Here is a 25,338-nt window from a genome sequence, read left to right on the forward strand (position 1 = left end):
GCGATCAGCGCGCCGCACTGCCCGCACACCTGCTCCAGCCAGCAGGCGAGGTCGCCGCCTGCCTCCGGTGGTTGTGGATGCTCGCCCACGTTCGTCAGACCACGATCCGCATCGGCTCTTCAAGGAGCCGGGTGAGATCGCGCAGGAACGCCGCGGCCGTGGCCCCGTCGAGCACGCGGTGATCGACCGTCAGGGTCATCTTGAGCTTCGGCACGGACACCAACACCCCGTCGCGCACGGCCGGGACGTCCGCCGCCGCACCCACGGCCAGGATCGCGGCCTCGGGCGGATTGAGTACCGCCGTGAACTGGTCGATGCCGAACATCCCGAGGTTGCTGATCGTGAAGGTGCCGCCGGACATCTGGGCCAGGCCGAGTCCGCCGGTTCGTGCCAGCCGTGCGAGCTCGACCGTTTCGGCCGCGATCGTTCCGAGTGACTTCCTGTCGGCGTCGGCGACCACGGGAACGAGCAGCCCGTCGTCGGTGGCGACGGCGACGCCCACGTTGATCCGGTCATGGTGAAGGATCGAGTCCCCGCCCCAGGACGCGTTGACGCCCGGATGCCGCCGCAACACGACCGCGCAGGCCCGCACGAATAGGTCGTTCAGGCTCACCTTGGTCCCCAGCTCGGCGAGGGAAGCGTTCACCTCGGCACGGAAGGCGACCAGGCGTCCCACGTCGACGACGCTCGTGAGGAAGAAGTGCGGCACGGCCTGGCTCTCGGTGAGCCGACGGGCCGTGACCTTGCGAATCTTGCTGACCGGGATGGACTGCGTGCCGGCGCCCGCCGGAGTCGCCGCGGCCGCGGGCGTGGGTGCAGCGGGCTCGGTCGGAGTCGGAGTCGGGCCCGGGGCGGCCTCGGCCGCGGCGATGGCAGCCTCCACATCGGCGCGCGTGATGCGCCCCTGCGGGCCACTGCCGACGACCTGGCCGAGGTCGATGTCATGCTCTCGGGCGGTCTTCCGGGCCAGGGGAGAGGTGCGCTGCTTGTCGGCCACGGGGATGGGTGCGGGCGCGGGCACGGATGTCGCAGGTGCGGCCGCCGCGGGTGCCTGCGCCTCGGCCCGGGCTACCGCCGGAGCTACCGGAGCCGGGGCGCTCCCTGCGACGATGTTGCTGCCGTCCCCGATCACCGCGACGGACTGGCCGATGGGCACGAGCGTGCCGTCCGGCACAAGGAGGCGTTCGAGGATCCCGTCGTCGAAGGCTTCGAGGTCCATCGTCGCCTTGTCGGTCTCGATCTCGGCGAGCACGTCGCCTTTCTTGACCGGATCGCCGACCTTCTTCATCCATCGGGTCAGTTCGCCCTCCTCCATCGTGTCGGAGAGGCGAGGCATGATCACTTCGGGCATTATCGGCTCCTACTTGTCGAGCGGTGCAACGTTGAGAACCTCACGTACGACCCGGCTCAGGGCGGCGGCGCTGGGCAGCGCGGCGAGCTCCAGGGACTTCGCGTAGGGAAGCGGAACCTCCGCGGCGGCAACACGGCGCACCGGGGCATCAAGGAAGTCGAAGACACCCTCGCCGATGGTGGCCGAGATCTCCGCGCCGATCCCGTAGCTGAGCCAGTCGTCTTCGAAGACGACGGCATGGCCGGTCTTGCGCACGGATGCGCAGATCGTGTCGCGGTCGAGCGGGCGCAGGCTGCGCAGGTCGACGACTTCGATCGAGAGCCCCTCCGCCTCGAGCTGCCGCGCGACCTCGAGGGCCGTCGTCGTGCCGCGGGAGTAGCTGACGATGCTGAGGTCGGTCCCGGTCCTGACGATCGCGGCCTTGCCGATCTCGGCGACCTGCTCCCCGTCGGGCACCTCGCCCTTGGCGCTGTACAGCGACAGGTTCTCGAGGAAGATGACGGGGTCGTCGTCGCGGATGGCCGCCGTCAGGAGCGCCTTGGCGTCGGCGGGGGTCGACGGAGCGACGACCTTGAGGCCCGGGATGTGGGCGTACCAGACCTCGAGGTTCTGGGAATGGGTGGCTGCGAGCTGCTGCCCGCCGCCGCCGGGCATCCGGATTACCATCGGGACCGCCACCTGGCCGCCGTACATCGACCGCATCTTGGCCGCGTGGTTCACGATCTGGTCGATCGCGATGAGGCTGAAGTTGATCGTCATGATCTCGACGACGGGTCGCATTCCGACCATCGCTGCGCCGATTGCGGCGCCGACGAATCCTTCCTCGGCGATCGGGGCGTCCACGACGCGCTGCGGGCCGAACTCCGCGAGCAGGCCGGCCGTGATCTTGTAGGACCCCTCGAAGACCCCGATTTCCTCCCCGATCAGGAAGACGTTCTCATCGCGGAGCAGCTCGGCGCGGAGTGTCTCGTTCAGCGCCTGGCGGTAGGTGATGGTGCGAATTGCGGGGGTTGTACGCATCTCGGTCGTCATAGCGCGTCCGTTACGGGGTCTCCAGGCAGGGCCGATGGGGCGTTCGCCACCGGGGTTGCGTACACGTACGCGAAGAGGTCGTCGGGACTGGGATCCGGGCTCTTCTCGGCGAACTCGACCGCTGCCGTGACCCGGGCGTCGGCCTCGGCGTCGATGGCGTCCGCGGCGGCTTCGTCCAGGACTCCGGCGGCGATCAGCGTCGCGCGGAACGCGGGAACCGGGTCGGCCTTCTGGGCGACCGCGGTGTCGTCGGCCGAACGGTAGCGGGCCGGGTCAACGACCGAGTGGCCGCGGAGCCGGTAGCACATCACCTCGAGCAGCACGGGCCGGCGCAGCGTGCGAGCCTGGTCGAGCGCCGCGCGTGCGGCATCCCGAACGGCGATCACATCGTCGCCATCGACCCGCACACCGGGAATCCGGTAGGAAGCGCCCCGCTTGTGCAGTTCGGGTTCGGCCGACGACCGTTCAACCGTGGTGCCCATGCCGAGCTTGTTGTTCACGACGACGAAGACGATGGGCAGGTTCCACAGCCCGGCCAGGTTCAGCGACTCGTGGAACGCGCCGATGTTCGTGGTGCCGTCTCCGAGCAGGCACATCACGGCCTCGGCCTCCGCGCCGGGCTTCTGCCGGTAGGTCAGCGCGAGGGCCACCCCGGTCGCCGGGGGAATCTGGCCGCCGACGATGCCGTACCCGCCGAACAGCCGGGTCTCGGTGTCGTACATGTGCATCGAGCCGCCGCGACCGCCGGACACCCCGGTGGTCTTGCCGAAGAGTTCAGCCATGACCCGCTCGGGGGAGAGGCCGCGCATCAACGCGTATCCGTGATCGCGGTAGCCGACGAACAGGTAGTCGCGGGCCTGGAGCGCCTCCATCAGACCGACGACGGTGGCTTCCTCGCCGAGGTTGAGGTGGCAGTAGCCGCCGATTTTGGCGCGAGCATACATTTCGCTGGAGCGCAGTTCGAACGCCCGGATCAGCGACATCCGTTCGTAGTAGCTCCGCAGCTGGCCGGCCGGTTCGCCCCGTTGCTCCCGCGGTTCCGCAGCCTGCGGTTCGGCCTGCTCAACGCTGTCAGCCGTGCGCGGCCTGGTATTGGTCGCCATGTTCCGCCTCGCTCCCCAACGCCGTTGTGCGGCGTTACACCCAACCCTACGACTTAAACGGATGATACTGCGTTCAATTGACGCGCCCGAGGCCTCGGCTAGTCTGGGACCGTGACTGAAACCCTGCCTCCGTGTCCTGAATGTTCCAGTGAACTCACCTACGAAATGGGTGCTCTCCTGGTGTGCCCCCTCTGCGGACACGAGTGGGCCGAAGCCCAGGCGCAGGCGGAGGAGACCGAGGACACCGTCATCACGGATGCCTACGGCACCCCACTCGCCGACGGCGACAACGTGACCGTGATCAAGGACCTCAAGCCCAAGGGAAGCTCGACCGTGATCAAGGTCGGCACGAAGGTGCGCGGCATCCGTCTCGTCAATGGCGTGGGCGACCACGACATCGACTGCCGCATCGAGGGTGTCGCCATGCAGCTGAAGTCCAGCGTGGTGAAAAAGGCCTAGACCCGCAGGCCGCTGTCCCGGGCCCGCATCCGCGCCCGGGGGTGACGCGGCGGACGCCGCTGGGTAGGGTGTCGGCATGGCGAGCGAAGCGGAGGTGCTGTCCGTGGGCGGCCCCCACGGGCAGCGCGAGGTGCGGATCTCGAGCCCCGGGCGCGTTCTCTGGCCGGAGCGCGGGATCACCAAGCTCGACCTCGCCCGCTACCTGGTGGACGTGGGGGAGCCCTTCGTCGCCGCGAACGGCGATCGTCCCCTCTCCCTCCAGCGGTTCCCGGAGGGCATCGACGGCGAGCAGTACTTCTCGAAGAACCCGCCGAAGGGCGCGCCGGAGTATGTGCGGTCGGTGATGGTCGTCTACCCGAGCGGCCGGTCGCATCCGCAGCTCGTCATCGACGAACCCGCGGGCGCCGTCTGGGCGGTGCAGATGAACACCGTCGTGTTCCACCCGTGGGCGTCCCGCGCCGGCAACACCGACAACCCGGACCAGCTGCGCATCGACCTCGACCCGCAGCCCGGCACCGACTTCGACGATGCCGTGCCGGCCGCGCTCGAGCTGCGCGCGGTGCTCGCGGAGGCCGGTCTCACGGCCTTCGTCAAGACGTCCGGGAGCCGCGGCCTGCACGTGTTCGCGCCGATCGAGCCGACCCGTGAGTTCCTCGAGGTGCGTCACGGAGTGATCGCGGCCGCCCGCGAACTCGAGCGACGGATGCCCGACCGGGTCACGACGTCCTGGTGGAAGGAGGAGCGCGGCGAGCGGGTGTTCGTCGACTTCAACCAGGCCAACCGGGACCGCACGATGGCGGGCGCGTACAGCCCGCGCGCCCTCGCTCACGCGCCCGTCTCCTGCCCGCTGGAGTGGGAGGAACTCGAGCGCACCGATCCGAAGACCCTCACGATCGGCACCGTGCCCGGGCGGCTGGCCGCCACCGGCGACCCGTGGGCGAACATGCACGCCCATCCCGGCACGATCGACGAGCTGCTCCGCTGGTGGGAGCGGGACGCGGCCGCCGGGCTCGGCGAGCTGCCCTTCCCGCCCGACTTCCCTAAGATGCCGGGGGAGCCGACCCGCGTGCAGCCCAGCCGGGCCCGAAAGGACGGTTAGCGGCGCACGGAACCCGTCAGGCCGGCGAGCGAACTGAGGATCGCCGGCTTCGCGGCGATCCAGGCGACCGCCATCACGATGAGGGAGAGCGCGAAGATGCCGAAGCCCCACCAGCTCAGGTCATCCCGGGCGGCGTACATGTGGTTGAGGTTGCGCAGGGCGCCCGTTGCGAGCACGAGCGTGACGTGCACGACGATGAATCCCGCGAACCACAGCATCACCGGGAAGTGCACGGCCCGCGCGAGCGGCAACGGGAATACCCGGTCGAGGCGGGCGAAGCGAGCTGCCAGGCCCGGAGCCATCCGGAGGCCGGTGATCAGGGCAAGCGGCGCCGCGATGAACACCGTGATGAAGTAGGCCAGCAGTTGCAGGGAGTTGTAGTTGACCCAGCCGTTCTCGGTCGGCCAGTTGAGCGACGCGTACTGGATGGCCACGGAGACGGCGTTGGGGAAGACGTCCCAGCTGAGCGGGACGATCCGCATCCACTGCCCGGTCGCGAAGATCAGCACGTAGAAGATCACCCCGTTGAGCACCCAGAGGGTGTCCAGGCTGAGGTGGAACCAGACGTGGAGCCCAATCCGCACGGGCGGGTTCTTCGTGCGGAGCAGACCGGTGTTGTTCCGGGTCCAGTACGCGGCGGTGCGCTTCGTGGTGCGGATCTGCAAGCCGGTGCGGATGATCAGCAGGATGAAGAACGCGTTCAGGAAGTGCTGCCAGCCGAGCCAGGCCGGGAAGCCGACCGGGGCGGATTCGGGCAGCTCGGAGCTGCCGGGATAGTCCGTCATGAACGACTGGACTGCGGGCAGTTCCCGAATCATCCTGGCGGCCAGGACCACCAGGAAGAGTCCGAGGAGGATCGCAGGCACGATCCAGACGAGTTTGAACCACCGGCTCTTCGTGAAGCCGGCCAGGACTTGGGCCACTTAGCTCTTCCTCGCCTTGACGGCTTCGATGAGCTGCGGCACGACGGTGAAGAGGTCACCCACGACTCCGAAGTCCGCTACGTCGAAGATGGGGGAGTCGGCGTCCTTGTTGATCGCGACGATGGTCTTGGCGCTCTGCATGCCGGCGCGGTGCTGGATCGCGCCGGAAATGCCGACCGCGATGTACAGGTTGGGCGACACGGTCACGCCGGTCTGGCCGACCTGCATGTTGTGCTCGCAGTAGCCGGCGTCGACGGCTGCGCGCGACGCGCCGACGGCTGCGCCCAGCGCGTCGGCCAGTTCCTCGACGAGCACGAACTTCTCCCGCGAGCCGAGGCCGCGGCCGCCGGAGACCACGATGTCCGCGGTCTGCAGCGACGGGCGCTCGGAAGCCTGGGTCTGCTCGTGGCGCGCGGTGATCTCGGCGCCGACGGCGGTGTCGGCATCCAGATCGAGTTCGCGGATGGTGCCAGCGGCCGCCGGTGCGGTGCCGTCGACCGAGCCCTGTCGAAGCGAGATGACCGGGATGCCCCTGGCGGCGCGGGCGGTCACGGTGAACGAGCCACCGAATGCCTGCTGCGTGACCAGGATGCCGGCGGCTCCGGCCGTGACGTCGACCGCGTCGCTCTGGAAGGCGCCGTCGATTCGCACAGCGAGCCGGGCGGCCGCCTCGCGGCTGTCGATCGAGTTGCCGACGATGACGGCCGACACCTCACCGGCGGCCAGGACCGCTGCGTGCAGGGCCGCGACCTGCGGGGTCACGAGCCGGGAGTCGGCGTCTGCCGAAGAGGCAACGAAGACGGTGGCGGCGCCGAGTGCGCCGAGGCTCGAGGCGATTTCTGCCGCGGTCCCCGGTTCGGTGACGACGACGGCGGCAGGCTCGCCGAGGCGGGCCGCCGCGACGAGCAGTTCGCCGGTGCTGGCGGCCGGGCGGCCGTTCGCGAGGTCTACAAGAACGAGTACGTGTGCCATGGCTCTCTTCCTAGATCAGTTTCGCCTGGGCGAGGAAGTCGGCGAGCTGGGTTCCAGCCGTGCCGTCGTCCTTCACGATGGTGCCGCCGGACCTGGCCGGTCGGGGGGTGACGTCCTCGACGACGGACCAGGAGTTCGCGGCGCCCGTCTCCTCGGCCGGCAGGCCGAGGGCGGCCAGCCCCAGGGACTCGACCTTCTTCTTTTTTGCGGCCATGATGCCGCGGAAATTCGGGAAGCGCGCCTCGGCGATCTGTTCGGTGACCGATACCAGGGCGGGCAGCGACGCCCGAACGTCCAGGTGACCGTCGTCGGTCATCCGCTCGCCGGTGACGACGTCGCCGGTGACGTCGAGCGTGCGCAGGAAGGTGAGCTGGGCCAGGCCGAGGCGCTCGGCGAGCATCGCGGGAACGGCCGCGGTGCGCCCGTCCGTCGACTCGTTGCCGGTGATGACGAGGTCGAAGCCGCCCGGGCGGAGGGCCGCGGCCAGCGCGGCGGAGGTCTGCATGGCGTCGGAGCCGACCAGGCCATCGTCGACGACGTGGATGCCGTTGTCGGCGCCCATGGCCAGTGCCTTGCGAATCGCGGCGAGGGCGCTCGAGGGGCCCATGGTGACGACGGTCACTTCGCTGCCGGGGTTCGCTTCCTTGACGAGGAGCGCGGCCTCGACGGACTTCTCGTTGATCTCGTCAATGACGACTTCACCCTTGCGGTCCACCCGCTTCGTCGACGCGTCGATGCGGCGATCTCCCCAGGTATCGGGAACTTCTTTGACGAGCACTGCGATCTTCATCACACTCTCCGTTTTCTTCATTGAAAGTGGGCGGAACTGTCCAAGCCTAGCTTGTCGGAGATTTGGTAGGAGGCGCGTGAGATGTCCGACTAAGTTGAGTCCCGCAGGGCAACGGAGGGGCTGACAATGTACGCGGTGACCGAGGATCAACGATCGATTGTGCAGATGGTCCGCCAATTCGCGGCCGAGTCACTGGCGCCGAACGCGGCCGAATGGGATGAAACCCACCACTTCCCGGTCGATGTCCTGCGCCGGGCCGGCGACCTCGGCATGGGCGGCATTTACGCGAGCGAGGAGTACGGCGGTTCCGGCCTGAGCCGGGCGGATGCCGTGCTGATCTTCGAGGAACTGGCCAAGGGCGACACCACGATCGCCGCGTACATCTCGATCCACAACATGGTCACCTGGATGATCGACAGCTTCGGAAACGACGTGCAGCGCGCGGACTGGGTGCCGCGGCTCGCATCCATGGAGGCGCTCGGTAGTTACTGCCTGACCGAGCCGGGCGCGGGATCCGACGCGGCCGCGCTCACCACCCGGGCGGAGCGGGACGGCGCTGACTACGTCATCAACGGGGTCAAGCAGTTCATCTCCGGCGCGGGAGTGTCCAGTATCTACATCGTCATGGCTCGCACCGGTGACAACGGCAGCCAGGGCATCAGCGCCATCGTCGTGCCGGCCGGGACGGCCGGATTGTCCTTCGGCCCGCTCGAGAAGAAGATGGGCTGGCACGCGCAGCCGACCAGGCAGGTCATCTTCGAGGATGTCCGCGTTCCGACCGGGAACCTCCTCGCCCAGGAGGGCGACGGCTTCGGCATCGCGATGAGCGGCCTGAACGGCGGGCGCCTCAACATCGGCGCGTGCTCGCTCGGCGGCGGACAGGCGGCGCTGGACCAGAGCGTCGCCTACCTCAAGGACCGCACGGCCTTCGGCGGGCCGCTGATCAAGCAGGAGGCGCTTCTCTTCGAGCTCGCCGACATGGACACCCAACTCGAGACGGCGCGCACGCTGCTGGCCCGGGCGGCCGAGTCCCTCGATCGCGGTGACGCCGACAGCGTGAAGCTGTGCGCGATGGCGAAGCGCGTCGCAACCGATGCGGGGTTCACGGTGGCCAACTCGGCCCTGCAGCTCCACGGCGGCTACGGCTACCTGGCCGACTACGGACTCGAACGCATCGTGCGCGACCTGCGCGTGCACCAGATCCTCGAGGGCACGAACGAGATCATGCGCCTCATCATCGGCCGCAGCCTGGCCGAAGCATGATGACGGGCACCGACGAGATCATCGTCACGCGCGCCGGGATTCTCGGGCACATCGTGCTCAACCGGCCGAAGACACTGAACGCCCTGAGCCACGCCATGATCACGGCCATCACCGGGGCGCTGCGGGAATGGGAAGCCGACGACGACCTGCGGACCGTGCTGATTTCCGGCGCGGGCGAACGCGGACTCTGCGCCGGGGGCGACATCGTCGCGATCTACAACGACGCGAAGGCCGGCACCGGCGAGGCCGCACGCTTCTGGGCCGATGAGTACGCCCTCAACGCGAAGATCGCGAGCTACCCGAAGCCGTTCGTGGCGTTCATGGACGGCCTCGTGCTCGGCGGGGGAGTCGGCGTGTCCGCGCACGGCTCCGTGCGGATCGTCACCGAGCGCACCAGGATCGGAATGCCCGAAGTGGCCATCGGCTTCACCCCCGACGTGGGCGGCAGCTATCTGCTCTCCCGCGCCCCCGGCGAACTGGGCACACACGCCGCGCTGACCGGGGGAATGTTCACCGGGCCGGACGCCATCGAACTCGGCCTGGCCGATCACTTCGTGCCGAGCGAGGACCTCGGACGGCTGGCGCTGGCCCTCGAATCGATTCCCGCGAGCCGCGCGGTTGCCGAATACCAGCGCGCCGCCCCTGCGTCGACGCTGGCCGGGCAGCGCACCTGGATCGACGAGTGCTATTCCGCCGACGACGCCTCGGAGATCGTCGCCCGCCTGCAGGCGTCGGACGTCCCGGAGGCCCGGGCCGCGGCAGCCACGGTGCTCGCCAAATCGCCGACGGCCGTCTGCGTTGCCCTCGAGTCGCTGCGCCGGGCCCGCCGGCTCGACAGCCTCGAGGAGACGCTGAACCAGGAATACCGGGTGTCCCTGCGGCTCGCGGCCGGTGCCGAGTTCAGCGAGGGCGTTCGGGCGCAGGTCATCGACAAGGACAGGAACCCGCACTGGTCGCCGCCCCTCCTCCGTGACGTGGAGCAGTCGGCCGTCGAGGGATACTTCGAGAGCCTCGGCTCCCGGGAGCTCGGACTCTCCCCGGGCACAGCAGCCCCATCGGGCACGGCAGACAGGAGCAGGGCATGACGAAGATCGCATTCATCGGACTGGGCAATATGGGCGGCCCGATGGCCGCCAACCTGGCCAGGGCCGGCCACCAGGTGTCCGGCTACGACGTCGTGCCTGCGGCCCTCGCGCACGCCAGGGAGAACGGCGTCGACGCACTGGGCTCCGCGGCCGAGTCGGTGGCCGGGGCCGAGGTCGTCATCACCATGTTGCCGAGCGGCGCGCACGTGCTGGGCGCCTACCGCGACGGACTCCTCGCCGCGGCGCAGCCGGGAACCCTGTTCATCGACTCGTCCACGATCGACGTGGACGACGCCCGCGCGGCACGCGAACTCGCGCGGGACGCCGGGCACCGCGGCCTCGACGCCCCGGTCTCCGGAGGCGTCGGAGGGGCAGAGGCCGGCACACTGACCTTCATGGTCGGCGCCGACGACCCGGACTTCGCGGCGGCCGAGCCGATTCTCGCCGTCATGGGTGCCCGGGTCGTGCATTGTGGTGGCTCCGGGGCGGGCCAGGCCGCGAAGATCTGCAACAACCTGATCCTCGGCGTTTCGATGATCGCCGTGAGCGAGGCCTTCGTGCTGGGGGAGAAGCTGGGACTCACGCACCAGGCGCTCTTCGATGTCGCCTCAGCGGCATCCGGACAGTGCTGGGCGCTCACCACGAACTGCCCGGTGCCCGGGCCCGTGCCGTCGAGCCCGGCCAACCGCGATTACCAGCCAGGGTTCGCCGGCGCTCTGATGGCCAAGGACCTCGGGCTCGCGCTGAACGCGCTCGAAGCCACCGGGACCGCAGCCCAGCTCGGCCCGCTCGCCGCCTCGATCTACCGCCGCTTCGCCGACGAGGGCGGGGCCGGCCTCGACTTCTCGGCCATCATCAACACGATTCGTCACAATTCCAACCTGGAGGTCTCGGCATGACAGAGTACGAAAACATCATCCTCGAGCGCCGAGGGCGAGTGGGCCTGATCACGCTCAACCGGCCCGAGGCACTCAACGCCCTCAATCTCGGCATGCTGCAGGATGTCGTCGCCGCCGCGACCGAGTTCGACCGCGACCCGGAGATCGGCGCCATCGTGCTCACCGGCTCGGCACGGGCATTCGCGGCCGGGGCGGACATCAAGGAGATGGCGACCAGGTCCTTCGTCGAGATGTACCTCGTCGACTGGTTCGCCGGCTGGGATCGGTTCACGGCCGTCAGGACACCCGTGGTGGCCGCGGTCGCCGGGCACGCGCTCGGCGGCGGCTGCGAACTCGCGATGATGTGCGACTTCATCCTCGCCGCCGACACCGCGAAGTTCGGCCAGCCCGAGATCAAGCTGGGCGTCATTCCCGGCATCGGGGGCTCGCAGCGGCTGACGCGCGCCGTCGGCAAGGCCAAGGCGATGGAGATGATCCTCACCGGCCGCACCATCGACGCCGTGGAGGCGGAGCGCGCCGGCCTGGTGGCGCGGATCATCCCCGCCGACGACCTCCTCGCAGAGGCCATGGCGACCGCGACGACCATCGCGGGCATGTCCCTCCCGGTGGCGATGATGGCCAAGGAAGTCGTCAACGCGGCCTACGAGACCCTCCTCGAGGGAGGCATCCGCTTCGAGCGCCGGGTGTTCCACTCCGGCTTCGCCACCGAGGACCAGAAGGAGGGCATGAACGCCTTCATTGAGAAGCGCGCCCCCCGCTTCTCACACCGGTAGAAAGCGAATCCCACGTTCGCGCTTCCCTGAGGTAGTATTGCCAATAAGTGAATTCAGAATCACAATTGGAGTCGACGTGGATTTTTCTCTCTCAGATGAGCATGCAGACCTGAAGGCGGCGGTCGCCAGCATCGTCAGGCCCTACGGCGGCACCTACTACGCCGAGCACTCCAAGAACCGCGAGCCCTGCGACGAGGTCTGGCAGGCACTCGGTGAGGCCGGGCTCATCGGCGTCAACATCCCCGAAGCGTTCGGCGGCGGCGGAGCCGGAATGCTCGAACTCGCCCTCGTCGCCGAGGAGAGCGCCGCCCAGGGTGTCCCGCTGCTCCTCATCCTCGTCTCGGCGGCCATCTCCGCCGAGGTCATCACGGCCTTCGGCACGGATGACCAGCGCCAGGCCTGGCTTCCCGGCCTCGCGGCCGGCACATCGAAGATGGCCTTCGCCATCACGGAGCCCGACGCCGGCTCCAACACGCACCTGATCGCCACCACGGCTCGCCGCGATGGCGACGACTGGGTTCTCTCCGGCTCCAAGTACTACATCTCCGGCGTCGACGAGTCCGACGCGGTGCTCGTCGTTGCCCGCACCGGCCGCAAGGACGACGGCAAGCCGCTGATGTCGCTCTTCATCGTGCCGGTCGGCACGCCGGGACTCGAGAAGACGCGGATCGAGATGGACGTCATGCTTCCGGAGAAGCAGTACACCCTCTTCTTCGACGATGTGCGCGTGCCAGCGGACGCCCTCGTCGGCGAGGAGGGGAAGGGCTTCCAGCAGGTCTTCCACGGACTCAACCCCGAGCGCATCACCGGCGCGGCCCTGTGCATCGGCATCGCACGGTTCGCCCTCGCCCAGGCTGCGAAGTACGCCAGCGAGCGGGAGGTGTGGGGCGTTCCGCTCGGAACCCACCAGGGCCTCGCGCATCCCCTCGCGAAGGCGAGCATGGAGACCGAGCTCGCCGCCCTGATGATGCGCAAGGCCGCCTGGCTGCACGACGCCGGGCTGCCGGCCGGCGAGGCGTCGAACACGGCCAAGTACGCGGCGGCCGAGGCGGCCTTGGCCGCCATCGACGCGGCCATCCAGACCATGGGCGGCAACGGCCTGGCCCAGGAATACGGACTCCTGCCCTACTGGGGCCTGGCCCGCCTGCTGCGCATCGCCCCGGTGAGCCGGGAGATGATCCTCAACTACATCGCGCAGCACAGCCTGGGACTGCCGAAGTCCTACTGATTGCAACTCCCGGTTGGGAGAAAACACCTTCGTCACGAAATTGAAGGTTCCTTCTCCGCAACTCAAACTGTCAGGGGACGGTGACGCCCGTCCTGAGCGCCGAACTCGCCATCTCGGTGATCGCGGCGATGATCTGGGGGGCGGGCAGCCGATTGTCATAGGTGCAGATCGAGTTGATCAGGGCGAGCACGCCCTGGACGACCATGCGCAGTTCCGGCTCGCTCGACCCGGGCGAGATCTCCGCGCAGACGCGCATCCATTCGCCGATCAGTTCGCGCTGCTGCCTGCGGAGCCGGCGCAGTTCCTCGGCCGGCAGGTTGCCGGAGTCGCGGAGATAGACGGCGACGAGTGAGCGGTTCTCGATCACGATTTCGGTCTGTTTGCGGATCATCGCATCCAGCCGGGCCGGCCCGGCCTCCGTCGTGGCGATGATGTCGCGCGTGCCCGAGTGCATCGCGTCGATCACGCGCTCGAGGAGGACGCCGAGGATCGTCGCCTTGGAATCGAAGTGGCGGTACACGCCCGAACCGACGATCCCCGCGGCCGCCCCGATCTGTGCCATGCTGACGGCCGAGTAGCCGGCCTCCGCCATGAGGTCCGCGGCTGACCGCAGGATCAGCTCGCGCCGGTCGGCGCCCTTGGCTGACTTGGGCCCGGTGTCTGTCATTGCGAGCCTTCGTCCTCGGTCAGTTGGCCGGTGAGTTGGCCGGTGGGCTGGCCGGCCTGCCGGCCGCTGAATTGTCCCGGCAGGCGCCCGCCGCCCGGAGCGCCGGCGAAGGCCTGGGCCACTCCGAGCCAGTCCTCGGCCGCGCCCGGCGTCGCCCGGAGGGCTGTGTCCGCACGGTGTCGCCGCTGGGTCACGACCAGCGCGAAGTCGTTGGCGCTGCCGGTGATCCGGTCCGCGGCATCGGCCGGACCCCAGGCCCACCGGCCTCCGCCCGGGGCCAAGAGCTCGACCCGCACGTCTTCCGGGGGAGCGCCCCGCCCGCGCAGTTCGTAGGCGAAGCCTCGGGTGATGACCCCGAGGTGGCACACGTGCCGCACCCGGTCCGTGGCCTGGTGCTCCAGTCCCAGCGCGTCGTAGACGTCCTGGCCGTGGGCCCACGTCTCCATGAGCCGGGCCGTCGCGGCGGAGGCGGCGCTCATCGAGGGGCCGAACCACGCGGTGCGTGCCCCGGGGCCCGCCTCGGCGAGCACCCGGCCGAGCGCGGCATGGCTGTCCGTGAACCAGCGCAGGGTGTCGTCCGGTGCGAGCGCCGTGCGCTGTGCGTTGGTGACGTCGACCCAATCCGGTCCGGCCGCGCGGAGTTCGTCGGCGGCGGCCCCGAACCCTTCCGGGTCGGTGAAGCCGAGCAGCGCGAGATCGCCGAAGAAGGCCAGGTGCACGACCTGGTCGTGGATGTCCCAGCCCGCCGCCGGAGTGGCGAGCAACCACTCCGCGGCGGAGAGCCGGCGGAGCGCGTTTGCCAGCTCAGCGCTCTCCGTCGCGAGGTCGCGCAGGAGAGACGCGAAGCTCCGGTCATCCATGGCCATGGGCGCCTCCAGACGTTGGGTTTCTCCGAGTTTAACGAATGTGAATCGCCGATCACCGGAATTCCCTGCTCGACACGCCTCCGCGGCCCGCCCTGCCCCCGATCCGGCGGCCGTGGGCTGTATCCTTCTGGCGTAGGGCGGCATGTCTGCGCCTGCGGTAACAAGGGAAAACATTGCAGTTGGTCGGGCGTTTCGGTGCGGTCCTTGTTGGCGCGGCTGCGTTGACCGTGCTGTTGGCGTGGTACACCACCGGCGGGGCGGCGCTGGCGGGCATGATGCCCGGACTCCTCGCGATGAAGCCGACGTCGGCGCTGGGGCTGGTGCTCCTGTCGATCGCCCTGGTCGCTTACGCGCGCCCACGGGTCACGGTGGTCCTGGGCGTCGCGGTGTTCGCCATCGGCGGCCTGTCGCTCGCGGAGTACGCTTTGGGAACTTCCCTCGGCGTCGACACGCTGCTGCCCGGAATCGAGTTCAACGGGGACGCGCCGAGGATGGCGCCGTCCACGGCCCTCTCGCTGTTCGTGCTGGGCGGCTCCGTGATGTCGAGCCGGTGGGCGCGCAGCACGCTGACGCTCGGCCTCGCCTTTGTCGCCCTGGGCGTCAGCCAGATCGCGATCCTCGGCTACGTCTACGGCGTTTCCTCGTTGTACACCGTCGGCGGGTACACCAGCATGGCCCTGCTCACCGCCGTCGGGATCGCTTTGCTGTCCGGGGTGATACTCCTGCAGCACCCCTCCGTTGGCCTGGCCGCGCTGGCCGGCGACTCCGGCAGTGCCGGAAGGCTGGTACGTCCGGCGATTCCCTTCTTCATCCTCGGGCCCTTCGCCCTGGGCTGGCTGTTCCTGACCGCGCAGCGCCTCGGGTGGTTCGACACCCCGTTCGCCGTCGCGGCGCTGGTGCTGAGCATGACCATCCTCGGCTCCGCGTTGACCTGGGTAGCCGCCCTGAGGCTGCGCGAACTCGACCGGCAACGCGACGGCGCCCTCGCCACGCTGGCCGAGACGAACCGCATGCTCGAGACCACGGTCCAGGCACGAACGCACGAGCTGGCGGAGACCGCCGACGCACTCCAGGCGCTCGTTCGGCTCGCGCCGGTGGGCATCGTGCAGCTCGACAGCCAGGGCGGGCTGCTCACGGCAAACAACCAGTGGCTCAGCGTGAGCGGCCTGACCCTGGACGAGTCCCTGGGCGCCGGCTGGGCTTCGGCGCTTCACCCCGACGACGCCGACCGGGTGCTCGCCGAATGGGGAGAGTGCGTCTCGGCCGGTACCGCCTACTCGAGCACGGTGCGCTTTCGCACTCCGGACGGGCAGGTCAATTCGGTGCAGGTCACCACGACGCCGATTCGCGACCGGGGAACCGTGACAGGGCATCTTGCCAGCGTCACGGACGTGACCGCCCTGCGTGCCGCGGAGCAGGCGGCGTCGGCCGCTCGCGCGCGGTTCGAGGCGGCCTTCGCCTGGTCACCGCTCGGAACGGCCATCGTGTCACTTGACGGCCGGGTGCTGGAAGCCAACCGGCGCCTCTTCGAGCTGGCCGGCCGGTCCACCGACGTCCTGGGCGGGCCCATCGAGGCCGTATTCCTGCCGCTCGAAACCGTCGGCGCGGATGCCCGTCGGGGCGGGCCCCTCGAGAGCTCCCGGCAGCGCGTGGACCGACGGATGCGGCGCAGCGACGCCGAGGAAACCTGGGTGAAGGTCAGTGTCGCCCAGATCCATGAAGGCGAGCACGTGGGAGGTGTGCTGTACCAACTGGAGGACATCACGGCCCGCAGGCTGGCCGAGGCGCGCGTGGAACACCTCGCCTTCCACGACCCGCTGACAAACCTGCCCAACCGGCTGCTCCTGCTCGACCGGCTGTCCCAGGCCCTGCTGCAGGCGGCACGCCACGGCCGGGGAGTCGCCGTGCTCTTCATCGACCTGGACCGGTTCAAGGTCGTCAATGACAGCCTCGGTCACCACTCCGGCGACGCGGTCCTGGTCGAGGTGGCCGCGAGGCTCCGCCAGGGCGCACGGGCGTCGGACACCGTGGCTCGCATCGGCGGTGACGAATTCGTCGTCGTCTGCCCCGATGTCGACAGCAGCCGGGACGTCGCCCACCTCGCGGATGCCCTGCAGAAGTCCGTCGCCCTGCCGATCGAGATCGGCGAGCACGTCGCATCCGTCGACGCCAGCATCGGCATCGCCTTCGGGGTCGGCCACGACGACCCGGAAGCGATCCTGCGCGACGCGGATCAGGCGATGTACCTGGCGAAGGACCGCGGGCGCGCGCGTTACGAGGTATTCGACGACGATCTGCGTGGGCGGATCGACCGGCGCCTCGACACGGAGATCGCCCTGCGGAGCGCGGTGGACCTCGGCCAGATCGAGACCTGGTACCAGCCGATCGTGGACCTCCGGGAACGGACCGTCGTGGCCACCGAAGCGCTCGCACGCTGGCGTCGGCCCGAGCGCGGGCTGGTGATGCCGGGAGAATTCATCGCGATCGCCGAAGAGGTGGGGCTGATCAAGGAGATCGGCAGCACGGTCCTCGGCCAGGCGTGCCTGGCGGCCACGGCGCTGGAGGGGGGCATGGCCGTCAGCGTCAACGTTTCTCCGCGGCAATTCGTCCGAGACGACTTCGGCGCCGTGGTCAAACGAGCGCTCAGCACCTCGGGGCTCGCGCCGAACCAGCTCTGGCTGGAACTGACCGAAAGCGCCGTGATGGATGCCATCGGCTCGGCGGCCAGGACCTTCCAGGAACTCCGCGACCTGGGCGTGCGCCTGGCCATCGACGACTTCGGCACGGGTTACTCGTCGTTCACCCACCTCCGGGAATTCGACGTCGACCTGCTGAAGATCGACATGACGTTCGTGCGCGATATCGAAAACTCGGCACGCGATCGCGCCATCGTCGAGGGCGTCGTGCGGTTGGCGGATTCGCTGAAGCTGGAGGTCGTCGCGGAAGGCATTGAGACGACGGGCCAGCTGGAGCTGCTGCGGGAAATGGGTTGCCGCTACGGGCAGGGCTACCTGTTCTCGAAGCCCGCGCCGCAGGCGGCACCGGTCGTGCACTTCGAGGGTTTCCTGGCGAGTTCGACCGCAATATCCTCCCGCGAAACCGCAGTTGTGCGCGCTAAACGGCACGAATAAAGCGCACAACTGCGGTTTCGCGGGGGTGGGTCAGAGCAGCACGCGGCTGAGGTCATACGCGACCGGACGCTCGAGCTGCTCGAACGTGCAGGACCGGGCGTCGCGGTCGGGGCGCCAGCGGAAGAACTGGGCCGTGTGGCGAAACCGCGCGCCCTCCATCTGGTCGTAGCGCACCTCGAGCACCCGGGTGGGCCGCACGCGCACGTACGAGGTGTCCCGGCCGGCGGAGAATCGGCTGCGCTCCGTCTCGCCGCGCACCATCTCGCCCGCGTCGTCGCGGAGCACGAGCGGCGCGAGTTCATCGACCAGTTCGAGCCGGCGGGCATAGGTGAACGCGGATGCTCCGCCGACGTTGACCAGGTTCCCGTTGTCGTCGTGGAGCCCCAGCAGCAGCGAGCCCACCCCGGAGCCGCTCGCGTGGACGCGGTAGCCGAGGAGCACGACGTCCGCCGTGCGCTGATGCTTGGTCTTCAGCATCACGCGCTTGCCGGGGGCGTAGGCGGCGGCCAGAGGCTTTGCGACGACGCCGTCGAGGCCCGCGCCTTCGAACTCGACCAGCCAGCGGCGGGCGAGCTCCACGTCCGTGGTGACCTGGGTCAGGTGGATCGGGGCCCCGAGTCCGCCCAGCAGCTCTTCGAGCGCCGTGCGGCGCTGCCCGAACGGGACATCGAGCCAGGAGGTATCGCTCTGGCCGAGCAGGTCGAACGCCACGAACACCGCCGGCGTCAGCTCGGCGAGGGTGCGGATGCGGCTGGCCGCCGGGTGGATGCGCTGGGAGAGGGTTTCCCAATCGAGCCGTTCGCGCCCGGGGGCCCCGGTGCGGACGACGATCTCGCCGTCGAGGATGCACGGCCCCGGCAGCAGCCGGGTGAAGGCGTCGGTCAGCTCCGGGAAATAGCGCGTCAGCGGCTTCGACCCCCTGCTGCCGATTTCGCAGGTATCGCCGTCGAAGTAGACGATGCCCCGGAAGCCGTCCCACTTCGGTTCGTACGAGAGTCCGCCCGGCACGCTGTCCGGTTCCGGTACCGTTCCGACCGCCTTCGCGAGCATGGGCGAGATCGGGGATGCCGCGGAGAGCGTCATGCCGAGCACGGCGCGAGGCAGGAGGAGAGCCCCGGGTCACACATAGTCGATTCTCATCTCCTTTGCCGCCGGGGCTCTCGGTTTCATATTAACTCCGACTTTCGTTCTCCGCTAGGGCCTGCGCCGGGAGGCCTATCGACCGCGCGGACCGAGGATTAACATCGGGGCACACGGGGGTCAACGCAGGGGAGTGGTGCCGTGATTGCGGTCAAGGTCGACGGTCTTCGAAAGCGGTACGGCGGGGTCACGGTGCTCGATGACCTGTCGTTCACCATCGAGCAGGGTGAGATCTTCGCGCTGCTCGGCCCGAACGGCGCCGGGAAGACGACGGCCGTCGAAATCCTGGAAGGGCACCGGCGTCCGGACGGCGGCACCGTGGAGGTGCTGGGCTTCGATCCCCAGACCGGCGGGCGAGAGTTCCGGGAACGCATCGGGATCGTGCTGCAGGAGGCGGGGTTCGACGAGGACTTCACCGTGCGGGAGCTCGTGAGCCTGTATCGCGGAATGTACCCCCGGCGCCTCGGCGTCGAGGCCGTGATCGGCCAGGTCGGCCTGTCCGACAAGAAGAACGCCCGCGTCAAGACGCTCTCCGGCGGGCAGCGCCGGCGCCTGGACCTGGCCCTCGGGCTCGTGGGCGACCCGGAGCTATTGTTCCTGGACGAACCGACGACCGGCTTCGACCCCTCCGCACGCCGGCGGGCCTGGGACCTCGTCGAAGGGCTTCGAGACCTGGGCAAGACGGTGCTGCTGACCACGCACTATCTGGACGAGGCCGAACACCTTGCCGACCGGGTGGCCGTGATCGTCCGCGGACGGCTGGTGGCGCTGGGGACGCCGGACGAGCTTGCCGCGGAACAGCACGACGCCGTGGTCTCCTTCCGGCTGCCGGATGGCGTCGGCATCGGGGAGCTCCCCTCCCTGGGGGCGGCCCCGGTTGCCGAGGGGGTCGGGTGGGTCGTGGAAACGGACCACCCCGCCGCAGTGCTCCACACGCTCACCGGGTGGGCGCTGGACCGCGGGGGTGAGTTGCCCGCGCTGGGCCTGCGCCGTCCGTCCCTCGAGGACGCGTACCTGGCACTGATCGGGGGCGTGGCCACGGGGGAGGACGTCTCATCGCCGGCCCCGTCGCGGCAGCCATGACCAGGCCGGCCGCGCCGGTCCGGGCGGCAGAGGCGGGGCGTCCGGCCGCGGCCCGGCTGGCCCTGGCCCAGGTCGGTTATGCCGTCAGGGCACTGTGGCGCACCAGGATGGTCCTCATTTTCACGTTTGCCATGCCCATCGTCTGGCTCGTGGTCATCGGCATCGTGGCCGGGAACGAGACCGTCGACCCGGTATCGGGCGTTCGGGTGATGCAGTTCGTGACGCCGGTCGCGGTGGCGATGGGCACCTTCTTCGCCACCTTCCCCACCCTGGCGACCTCGCTGTCCGAGGCCAGGGACGGCGGTGTCCTGAAGCGCCTGCGCGGAACGCCGCTGCCCGCCTGGGCCTACCTGGCCGGGCAGATCGGCGCGGCCCTCATCTTCGCGGTGGCCTCCCTCGCGGTCACCCTGGCGGTCGCCGTCGTCGCCTACGGCGTGGAGGTGCGGGCGGAGACCGCCCTGGCCCTGGTGGTGACCCTCCTGGTGGGCATCGCGTCCTTTTCCGCGCTCGGCCTGGCCGTCGCCACGGTGTCCGCCACGGCCGCCATGGCCCAGGCGATCGCCATCGGCGCGTCCATCGTGCTGGCCTTCATCTCCGGCATGTTCGTGATCGGCGGTGAACTTCCCGAATGGCTGTCCCGCATCGCCGCCGCGTTCCCGCTCAAGCCCTACACGGATGCCTTGAAGACGCAGTTCGACCCGTTCGAGGAAGGCTCCGGCTGGGACCCGGCCGCGCTGGCGATCGTCGCGGCCTGGGGGGTGGCCGGCACGCTGGTCGCCGTCTGGGCGTTCCGCCGGCAGCCGCGCTCCGTGCGCACGCACGCACCGGGCGTAGCCGAAGCCGGGCCGGCCGCGCGCGAGAAGGCCGGCGCCCCCGGCCCGGCGAGAACGGCCAGGCGGCCTTCGGCCTCGCGGCTGGTGTTCGACCAGGCGCGCGCCGCGAACCGGGCAACCTGGCGCGACCCCGGATCCCTCCTCTTCGTCGTCATCCCGGTCGGGCTCTACGCGCTGCTGCTGACGATGCAGGGCAACGTGGTGCTGCCGGGCGGGATGCCGTTCGCCACCTTCTTCGCCGCCAGCATGATCACCTGGGGGGCCGGCACGGCTGTCTTCATGAACCTGCCAGAGGCGGTGGCCCGCGCGCGCGACCGGGGCGGACTCAAGCGCCTGCGCGGCACGCCGCTGTCGGCGAGCCAATACCTGGTCGGGGTCACCGCCGCGGGGCTCGCCCTGACCTTCCTGATCGCCGTGCTCGTCCTGGCCACCGGCTACGCCTTCTTCGGGCTGCGGATCCCGGCGGCGGGCCTGGCCCTGGGGGTGCTGGTCGTCCTGCTCGGGACCCTGACGCTGGCCGCCTGTGGATTCCTGCTGGCGGCCCTGGTGCCCAACGCTCGCGCCGTCGGGGCGGTCGGGCTGATGTTCCTGTTCGTGCTCTCGTTCGCCTCCGACGTATTCATCGGCGGCGGGGGACCGGACTGGCTCAGCACCTTCGGCTCGCTGTTCCCGCTCAAGCACCTGCAGAACGCCCTCGCCGACGCCTGGGATCCGGGCGGACCGGTGCTGGACTGGGTCCACTACGCGGTGCTGCTCGTCTGGGCGGCCGGCGCCGCTGCGCTGGCGGTGCGATTCTTTCGCTGGGAGCCGCGTCGGGCGTGAGCCTGGGCCCCGGTCGGTTATGCCCCCGTTGGCTATGCCCCCGTTGGCGCAGACGCCAGTTCCTGGGCGATGCCTTGCGCCCACGCGTCGATCGCGGGCCAGTCCCGGAAGTCTCCGTTGGGCAGGATCTTCTCCACGGCGGGAATCCTGCTGACCAGGCGGTCGCGTCCCCGGAGCCTCGAGAGGTCCATCGCCCCGAAGAAGACCTGCACGTTGCGGGGCTTGATGCTCTCCGCGAATTCCGCGAACTGTTTCGGCTGCGCCTGGACGAGCACATCTCGGCCCTCGGCATCCGTGCGCTCCGTGCCGAGGGGGCCGCTGCTGAACAGCCACACCGCGCGGGCGGCGAGCAGGTCGCGGTGCCGCCGCACGAACCTGGTCGCGTCCTTGCGCCACGAGCCCATGTAGGCTGACGCGCCGATCACGAAGGCGTCGTAGGCTGCGGGGTCGTCCACCGACTCCACCGGGCGCGCATCCGCTTCGACGCCGGCCGTCCGCAGCGCGGCCGCGATCCGCTCGGCAATGCCCTCGGTGGCGCCGTATTTGCTCGAGTACGCGACGAGTACCGTCATGGGGATCTCCTTCAGCTCCTGGTGTGTCTTCGGATCCTGGGTGCTCTTCGCGACAATACACTCGGGCGTTCCGTTCGGAGCGTGCCTGTTCAGGGCGGGCCTTCGGCCGCCGGGAGCGCCACGAGCAGGTGTACGTCGACGGGTTCCGTTCGCCCCTTCACGGGGTGCCGCCCGAGCGGCGTGGTCTGGGCGCCGGCCAGGCCGGCCAGCGTTTCGCTGCTCACCACCGCGCCGCCGACCGGGGCGAGCGCCTCGAGGCGGGAGGCGACGTTCACCACGTCGCCGATCGCCGTGTAGGTTCGTCCGCCCGCGGTCCCGACGACGCCGACGGTCGCGATCCCGGTGTTGACGCCGGCGCGGAACCGAGGCCAGCCCGGGTGCGCCTGCGCGACGGACGCGGTCGCCGCCTGCAGCGCAAGCGCCGCGCCGGCTGCCCGCCGGGCGTGGTCGGGCTGGTCGCCGTGGGTGTTGAAGGTCACCATGATCGCATCGCCGATGATCCGGTCGATGTGGCCGCCAAAGCGCTCCACGATCGGCGGGATGGCCACCGTGAAGTACTGGTTCAGCATCTCGGTGACCTGCGCCGGCGAGTGCTTCTCGGAGAACGTGGTGAAGCCCTGCAGGTCGGCGAAGACCACCGAAATGGGTCGATCGGACGAGGCCGTCTCCGCCCGGTAGAGCTCGGCCCAGCGCTCCTCGCGCCAGGACCGCTGCGCGGCGATCGCGATCACGACGAACGCGGCCAGCATGAGCAGATGCCATTCCCACCAGGAGGCATGCCAGTTCCGGCCCCAAATGAGCGCGATCTCCGCCTCGGCCAGCAGGGTGAAAGCCGCTGCCATGGCCAGGGTCAGCGTTGACCCCGCCGCACGAGGCAGGCGCAGGTAGTTGACGACCGCGAGGGCATACAGAGCGAAGCCCGACACGGCGAGCCAGGTCAGGGGGCCGGACGCGGTTTCCGCGACGGCCGGGCCCTGAGGACCGACGCCGGCGAGAGAGGCGACGCCCCAGAGGACCATGAGGGCGATCAGGCCCCAGAGCAGCCAGGGTGCCCTCCGCACAATCCTGCGGGCGCGATCATCGTTGAGGCGCAGGCTCGAGGCGGCGGCGAAAACGGCCGCAACCAGGAGGCCTGCGGGCGTGGCGAGGACGAAGCCGGGGTTGGGTGCGTCCAACAGGACCTTCGGGGTGGCGAGGGCGTGCAGGGCCAGGAAGCCGGCCGCGGCCAGGAAGGCGAGGGACACGAGCAGCAGCCGGGCGTCCCCGCGCAGCCGGGCGGCGGATCCGGTTGCGTAGGCCAGCACCGCGTTGATCCCGCCGATCCCGAGCACCAGCCAGAAGTGCGCCGGGTGGTGCTCCCAGGCGCCGTCCAGGTCGGGCCGGAAGACGAGCAGCGCCAGACCGCCGAGGGGTGCGAGCAGGAGAGCCGCCGTCGGGACGGCCAGCCGCAGGGTCGGTCTTGTTGACGGCGCGCTCGACGGCCCGGTCATGCGCGTCGCGAGGCGTCCCCGGCGCCGGCCCGCGCCAGGTACTCGTGCACGGCGGACACGACGACCGATCCTTCGCCGACCGCGGACGCCACCCGTTTGACCGAGCCCCGGCGCACGTCGCCGACCGCGAACACGCCCGGCAGCGAGGACTCGAGGGCGCCGGGCGCCCGTTCGTGCGGCCAGGCCCGGCGGCCGCCCTCGGCCAGGACGTCCTCGCCGGTGAGGATGTACCCCCAGCGGTCGCGCACGACGCCCTCCGGCAGCCATTCCGTGTGCGGCGCGGCGCCGATCAGCACGAAGAGTGCGTCGCTGGGCACGACGCGGTCGACGCCGGTCGCGCGGTCGCGCAGCACGAGGTGGTCGAGGCGGCCGGACGGGCCGCCGCCGACGACCTCCACATTCGTCTCCACCCGGACGCCGGCGGCCTCGAGCTGGTCGATGAGGTACTGGGACATGCTCTCGGCCAGGGTCAGGCCTCGGACGAGCAGGGTGACCGACTTCGCGTAGCGGGCCAGGTGAAGCGCGGCCTGGCCGGCCGAGTTGCCTCCGCCGACGACGTGCACGGTCTTCCCGGCCTGCGCCCGGGCCTCGACCGCCGACGCCCCATAGAAGACCGAAACGCCGACGTGCTCGGCCAGCTCGGGCACCGCCAGCCGGCGGTACGACACCCCGGCGGCGATCACGACCGAGCGCGCGCGAAGGACCTCCCCGGGGGCGACCGTGACCCGGAATCCGCCGTCGTCGGCGTGGAGGCCGACGACGTCTCGCGAGTGGGCGAAACCGGCGCCGAAGACCCACGCCTGCTGGTAGGCGCGCGCGGCCAGCTCCGAGCCCGAGATGCCGCGGGCGAAGCCGAGGTAGTTGCGAATGAGCGAGCTGGACCCGGCCTGCCCGCCGATCGATTCGCGTTCAATCACGAAGGTGCGCAGTCCCTCGGATGCCGCGTAGACGGCCGCCGACAGTCCGGCCGGCCCGGCGCCGACGATCACGACGTCGACCTCGCCTGCCTCCGGCAGCTCGGTGGTCAGCCCGTAGGCCTGCGCCAGCTCGGCGTAGCTCGGGTCGCTCAGGATCCGGCCGTCGAGAAGGCGCACCAGGGGGACTCCGGCGTACCGCACTCGCGACTGGGCCAGCATCCGCTTGCCTTCGTCGGAGTCGGGGGCCGCGTAGGCGTGCGGGACGCCTCCGCGAGCGAGGACGCTGCGCAGGTCATGGACGCGCGGTTGCGCGTCGTCTCCGATCACGGTGACTTCGCGGGGCCGCAGGCCGATCGCCCGCTCCCACTCGAGGAGGAACTCGGTGACGGTGCGGTGGAAGTATTCGTCGGGCGACTGCCACGGCCTGATGACGTAGTAGTCGATCTGGCCCGTCGCCATGAGTTGGAGCACACTCTCGGTCGTTGCCCGATCCGCCCAGGCGCCCCAGTTGATCAGGAGCCCGCGGCGGATGTCCGGGAACAGACGTCGAGCCTCGGCGAAAACCGTCTCGCCGCCGGGCAGGAGCTTCGCGTCGTCCGCCAGCAGCAGCGCCACCTGCTCGCCGCGGTTCGCGGCCTCGCGCAACACCTCGCTCGCCCGGGCGGCGGTGTCAGACTCCATGACCTGGTAGTCGGCGGAGTAGCGGCGCTCCAGCTCCTCACGCACGCTTGCCCGTGCACCGGCCTCCCCGATCGACAACAGGATGATGGGCCGCTTCTGTGACCGGGTGCCCGCAACCATTTCCGCTCCTCCACCCCTGGCTGAGCCGACCGGACGGGC

At 69.9% G+C, this 25,338-nt stretch carries 22 protein-coding genes; 10 read left to right on the forward strand and 12 right to left on the reverse strand.

Translation table 11 applies throughout. From position 1 onward, the window contains the following. Positions 1 to 94 precede the first annotated feature (94 nt). From E3O23_RS16450 to pdhA, 3 genes are read right to left on the reverse strand one after another with little or no spacing between them, the layout of a single operon-like run. Positions 95 to 1,351 (reverse strand): dihydrolipoamide acetyltransferase family protein, encoded by a 1,257-nt coding sequence (locus E3O23_RS16450; protein ID WP_166790559.1) that lies wholly within the window; start codon positions 1,349 to 1,351, stop codon positions 95 to 97. Between the two features lie 9 nt (positions 1,352 to 1,360). Then, complete coding sequence (locus E3O23_RS16455; RefSeq protein WP_241983519.1) at positions 1,361 to 2,371, reverse strand: alpha-ketoacid dehydrogenase subunit beta; 1,011 nt, start codon at positions 2,369 to 2,371, stop codon at positions 1,361 to 1,363. A gap of 8 nt (positions 2,372 to 2,379) precedes the next feature. Continuing rightward, entirely contained in the window at positions 2,380 to 3,486 is a 1,107-nt protein-coding gene (pdhA, locus tag E3O23_RS16460) for a pyruvate dehydrogenase (acetyl-transferring) E1 component subunit alpha (protein WP_134492907.1), read from the reverse strand. 111 nt (positions 3,487 to 3,597) lie between these two features. Here pdhA and E3O23_RS16465 point away from each other — a divergent pair, with 111 nt between their 5' ends. Then, the gene (locus E3O23_RS16465) at positions 3,598 to 3,945 is read left to right on the forward strand and encodes a zinc ribbon domain-containing protein YjdM (RefSeq protein WP_134492909.1); all 348 of its coding nucleotides are present in this window, start codon (positions 3,598 to 3,600) and stop codon (positions 3,943 to 3,945) included. Positions 3,946 to 4,021: 76 nt separating this feature from the next. Then, on the forward strand, positions 4,022 to 5,044 hold the full coding sequence (gene ligD / locus E3O23_RS16470) for a non-homologous end-joining DNA ligase (RefSeq protein WP_134492911.1): 1,023 nt from the start codon (positions 4,022 to 4,024) through the stop codon (positions 5,042 to 5,044). On the opposite strand, the gene E3O23_RS16475 is transcribed toward ligD, so the two are convergent. The 3 genes from E3O23_RS16475 to E3O23_RS16485 are packed head-to-tail and all read right to left on the reverse strand — an operon-like array spanning position 5,041 to position 7,729. Continuing rightward, positions 5,041 to 5,967, reverse strand: a complete 927-nt coding sequence (locus E3O23_RS16475) for a cytochrome b/b6 domain-containing protein (protein ID WP_241983520.1) — start codon at positions 5,965 to 5,967, stop codon at positions 5,041 to 5,043. The two genes, ligD and E3O23_RS16475, sit on opposite strands and share 4 nt — an antisense overlap. Next, entirely contained in the window at positions 5,968 to 6,939 is a 972-nt protein-coding gene (locus E3O23_RS16480) for an electron transfer flavoprotein subunit alpha/FixB family protein (RefSeq protein ID WP_134492913.1), read from the reverse strand. A gap of 10 nt (positions 6,940 to 6,949) precedes the next feature. After that, entirely contained in the window at positions 6,950 to 7,729 is a 780-nt protein-coding gene (locus tag E3O23_RS16485) for an electron transfer flavoprotein subunit beta/FixA family protein (protein WP_134492915.1), read from the reverse strand. Between the two features lie 126 nt (positions 7,730 to 7,855). Between E3O23_RS16485 and E3O23_RS16490 the strand changes: the two genes are divergently transcribed. The 5 genes from E3O23_RS16490 to E3O23_RS16510 all read left to right on the forward strand — a co-directional run bounded on the left by E3O23_RS16490 (position 7,856) and on the right by E3O23_RS16510 (position 12,977). Next, complete coding sequence (locus tag E3O23_RS16490; RefSeq protein ID WP_134492917.1) at positions 7,856 to 8,992, forward strand: acyl-CoA dehydrogenase family protein; 1,137 nt, start codon at positions 7,856 to 7,858, stop codon at positions 8,990 to 8,992. Next, the gene (locus E3O23_RS16495) at positions 8,989 to 10,077 is read left to right on the forward strand and encodes an enoyl-CoA hydratase/isomerase family protein (protein ID WP_206750965.1); all 1,089 of its coding nucleotides are present in this window, start codon (positions 8,989 to 8,991) and stop codon (positions 10,075 to 10,077) included. The genes E3O23_RS16490 and E3O23_RS16495 overlap by 4 nt, the downstream gene beginning before the upstream one ends. Beyond that, positions 10,074 to 10,976, forward strand: a complete 903-nt coding sequence (gene mmsB, locus E3O23_RS16500) for a 3-hydroxyisobutyrate dehydrogenase (protein WP_134492919.1) — start codon at positions 10,074 to 10,076, stop codon at positions 10,974 to 10,976. The genes E3O23_RS16495 and mmsB overlap by 4 nt, the downstream gene beginning before the upstream one ends. Then, positions 10,973 to 11,749, forward strand: coding sequence for an enoyl-CoA hydratase (locus E3O23_RS16505; protein ID WP_134492921.1), 777 nt, complete (start codon positions 10,973 to 10,975; stop codon positions 11,747 to 11,749). Before mmsB ends, E3O23_RS16505 begins: the two co-directional genes overlap by 4 nt. 76 nt (positions 11,750 to 11,825) lie before the next feature. Further along, positions 11,826 to 12,977, forward strand: coding sequence for an acyl-CoA dehydrogenase family protein (locus tag E3O23_RS16510; protein ID WP_134492923.1), 1,152 nt, complete (start codon positions 11,826 to 11,828; stop codon positions 12,975 to 12,977). 70 nt (positions 12,978 to 13,047) lie between these two features. On the opposite strand, the gene E3O23_RS16515 is transcribed toward E3O23_RS16510, so the two are convergent. Both E3O23_RS16515 and E3O23_RS16520 read right to left on the reverse strand, forming a co-directional pair. Continuing rightward, on the reverse strand, positions 13,048 to 13,644 hold the full coding sequence (locus tag E3O23_RS16515) for a TetR/AcrR family transcriptional regulator (RefSeq protein WP_134492925.1): 597 nt from the start codon (positions 13,642 to 13,644) through the stop codon (positions 13,048 to 13,050). Next, a complete protein-coding gene (locus E3O23_RS16520; protein ID WP_134492927.1) occupies positions 13,641 to 14,510 on the reverse strand; it encodes a TIGR03084 family metal-binding protein in 870 nt (289 codons plus the stop codon). The genes E3O23_RS16515 and E3O23_RS16520 overlap by 4 nt, the downstream gene beginning before the upstream one ends. Positions 14,511 to 14,743: 233 nt before the next feature. Here E3O23_RS16520 and E3O23_RS16525 point away from each other — a divergent pair, with 233 nt between their 5' ends. Then, positions 14,744 to 17,641, forward strand: coding sequence for a putative bifunctional diguanylate cyclase/phosphodiesterase (locus E3O23_RS16525; RefSeq protein WP_134492929.1), 2,898 nt, complete (start codon positions 14,744 to 14,746; stop codon positions 17,639 to 17,641). Between the two features lie 30 nt (positions 17,642 to 17,671). Here E3O23_RS16525 and E3O23_RS16530 read toward each other — a convergent pair whose 3' ends face one another. Then, entirely contained in the window at positions 17,672 to 18,724 is a 1,053-nt protein-coding gene (locus E3O23_RS16530; RefSeq protein WP_134493022.1) for an ATP-dependent DNA ligase, read from the reverse strand. A gap of 198 nt (positions 18,725 to 18,922) precedes the next feature. On the opposite strand from E3O23_RS16530, the gene E3O23_RS16535 reads away from it, so the two are divergent. Then, entirely contained in the window at positions 18,923 to 19,864 is a 942-nt protein-coding gene (locus tag E3O23_RS16535; protein ID WP_134492931.1) for an ABC transporter ATP-binding protein, read from the forward strand. Beyond that, positions 19,861 to 21,519, forward strand: coding sequence for an ABC transporter permease (locus E3O23_RS16540; protein WP_134492933.1), 1,659 nt, complete (start codon positions 19,861 to 19,863; stop codon positions 21,517 to 21,519). The genes E3O23_RS16535 and E3O23_RS16540 overlap by 4 nt, the downstream gene beginning before the upstream one ends. Positions 21,520 to 21,551: 32 nt before the next feature. Here the strand turns inward: E3O23_RS16540 and E3O23_RS16545 are convergent, their stop codons facing one another. From E3O23_RS16545 to E3O23_RS16555, 3 genes are all read right to left on the reverse strand, one after another. Next, positions 21,552 to 22,091, reverse strand: coding sequence for a flavodoxin domain-containing protein (locus E3O23_RS16545; protein ID WP_134492935.1), 540 nt, complete (start codon positions 22,089 to 22,091; stop codon positions 21,552 to 21,554). A gap of 89 nt (positions 22,092 to 22,180) precedes the next feature. Next, complete coding sequence (locus tag E3O23_RS16550) at positions 22,181 to 23,581, reverse strand: adenylate/guanylate cyclase domain-containing protein (RefSeq protein WP_134492937.1); 1,401 nt, start codon at positions 23,579 to 23,581, stop codon at positions 22,181 to 22,183. Further along, on the reverse strand, positions 23,578 to 25,299 hold the full coding sequence (locus E3O23_RS16555; RefSeq protein WP_134492939.1) for an NAD(P)/FAD-dependent oxidoreductase: 1,722 nt from the start codon (positions 25,297 to 25,299) through the stop codon (positions 23,578 to 23,580). Before E3O23_RS16555 ends, E3O23_RS16550 begins: the two co-directional genes overlap by 4 nt. Positions 25,300 to 25,338: the final 39 nt, after the last annotated feature.

It is taken from the genome of Cryobacterium tagatosivorans (assembly GCF_004402215.1).
GTDB lineage: Bacteria > Actinomycetota > Actinomycetes > Actinomycetales > Microbacteriaceae > Cryobacterium > Cryobacterium tagatosivorans.